Genomic DNA, 1954 nt, shown 5'->3' with positions numbered 1-1954 from the left:
CCCGGTGTACGGGACGTCCTTGACCAGCCGCCGCTTCCCGGTGGCGGCCAGCCAGGTCCGGGCCAGCTCGTCCAGGCCGAGGACCTCGGGCCCGCCGAGGTCGGGGACCCGGCCTGCGGGCCCGCCCGCAGGCCAGCTCGACCAGCCGCGCGGCCACGTCCGCGACCGCGACCGGCTGGAACGCGATCCCCCGCGGGACCGGCAGCACCCCGGGCACCTTCCCCAGCGCGCTCAGCATCGTCGCGACGAGCTGGTGGAACTGCGTCGCCCGCAGGATCGTGACCGGCAGCCCCGAGGCCGTCAGCAGCCTCTCCACCTCCAGCTTCTCCCGGTAGTAGCCCAGCGGGATGCGGTCGATCCCCACGATCGAGACGTACACGACGTGCGGGCGGCCCTCTGCGAGTGCCGCGTCGACCAGCGTGCGTGCGGCGGCGGAGTCCTTCCGGCCCGTCGCGCAGTGCACGATCACGTCGCTGCCGCGGACCGCCTCCCTGATCCCGCTGCCGGTGGCGAGGTCGCCGACCACCCGGCCCTCCCCCGCGTGCCTGCTCAGCACCCGGACGGGTGTGCCCGCGGCGCGCAGCTGCTCCACCAGCACCCGGCCGAGCGTCCCGGTGCCTCCGGTGACGAGCGTGTCGAGCGTGTCCATGTCCCGTTCCCCTTCCGTCAGGAGGTGTGACCGGACGGCTCCCCGAAACGTGACAGCTGGCGGTCGAGGAACTCGAGCTTCTCCGGGTTCATCACGAACCGCAGGCCCGTGACCTGCTCGCCCGTCCGCTCGACGACGACCACGGACATCACCACGCCCGCGCGCCTGCCGAGCACCGCCGGACTCCCGTTGACCTCCGCCACGGTGCCCGTGACGTCGCTCGCGAACCGGCCGAGGATGCCGGCGAGGAACCGCGCGACCTCCGAGCGCCCGTGGACCGGGCGGCGGGCCGCGGAGACCTTGCCGCCGCCGTCGGACCAGGCCGCGGCGTCGGCGGCGAGCAGGGTCTCGAGCTCCTGGATGTCGCCCTCGCGGGCCGCCCCGAGGAACCGCTGGACCAACGCGCCCCACGCCGCGGCGTCCGTCTCGACGGGAGCCGGGGGCTCCGCCGCGACGTGCCTGCGGGCCCGGGTGTGCAGCTGCCGCGAGTTCGCCTCGGTGACCTCCAGGATCGCCGCGACCTCGGCGTGGGAGTACCCGAACGCCTCCCGCAGCACGTAGACCGCCCGCTCGACGGGCGTCAGCCGCTCCAGCGTCACGAGCAGCGCCACCGACACCGACTCGCGCTGCGCCGCCGACTCCGCCGGGCCGACCGCCGGGTCGGTGGTGAGGATCGGCTCCGGCAGCCAGGGTCCGACGTAGGTCTCGCGGCGGGCTCGCGCCGAGGTCAGGCGCGTGAGGCAGAGTCGGGTGAGCGCCGTCGTCAGCCATGCGGCGGGGCTCTCGATCTGCGCGTGCACGGCGCCGGCCCAGCGCAGCCAGGCGTCCTGCACCGCGTCCTCGGCGTCCTGCGCGGAGCCGAGCATCCGGTACGCGAGCCCGAACAGCCGGGGCCGCTGCTCCTCGAAGGTGATCACCGCGGTCACCCGGACAGCCTGCCATCCGGACACACTGGGCAGGTGGACTTCGAGGAGCACCGCCCGCACCTGCTCCGGGTCGGCTACCGGATCACCGGCAGCCTGGCCGACGCCGAGGACGCCGTGCAGGAGGCGTGGCTGCGCTGGTCCCGGCACGCCGACGAGGTGCGGGAGCCGCGCGCGTGGCTGACGACGGTCGTCGGGCGGATCTGTCTCGACCGGCTGACCTCGGCGGCCGCGCGCCGGGAGCGGTACGTGGGGCCCTGGCTGCCCGAGCCGCTGGTCACCACGCCCGACGACGAGGGCCCGCTCGCCGCCGTCGTCCGCGGGGAGGACGTGCGGCTGGCCGCCGTGCTGCTGCTCGACCGGCTCACCCCCGCCCAGCGGG

The 1954-nt window shown here is 75.5% G+C and carries 3 protein-coding genes; 1 reads left to right on the top strand and 2 read right to left on the bottom strand.

Going from position 1 to position 1954, the window contains the following annotated elements:
• Together H5J29_RS30730 and H5J29_RS30725 are read right to left on the bottom strand one after the other, a co-directional pair.
• Positions 1 to 649 (bottom strand): SDR family oxidoreductase (locus H5J29_RS30730; RefSeq protein WP_246394504.1); only part of this gene is annotated, 649 nt, incomplete at its 3' end.
• A gap of 17 nt (positions 650 to 666) precedes the next feature.
• Positions 667 to 1575: an RNA polymerase sigma-70 factor gene (locus H5J29_RS30725; RefSeq protein WP_181784445.1), complete on the bottom strand. Its 909-nt coding sequence runs from the start codon at positions 1573 to 1575 to the stop codon at positions 667 to 669.
• A gap of 33 nt (positions 1576 to 1608) precedes the next feature.
• Here H5J29_RS30725 and H5J29_RS30720 point away from each other — a divergent pair.
• Positions 1609 to 1954, top strand: a 346-nt coding sequence (locus H5J29_RS30720) for a sigma factor (protein ID WP_312858485.1), incomplete at its 3' end; no start/stop codon positions are given.

The organism is Pseudonocardia pini, from assembly GCF_013870575.1.
In the GTDB taxonomy this organism is placed as follows: Bacteria; Actinomycetota; Actinomycetes; order Mycobacteriales; family Pseudonocardiaceae; genus Pseudonocardia; species Pseudonocardia pini.
This window is presented reverse-complemented; position numbering and strand designations above follow the sequence as displayed.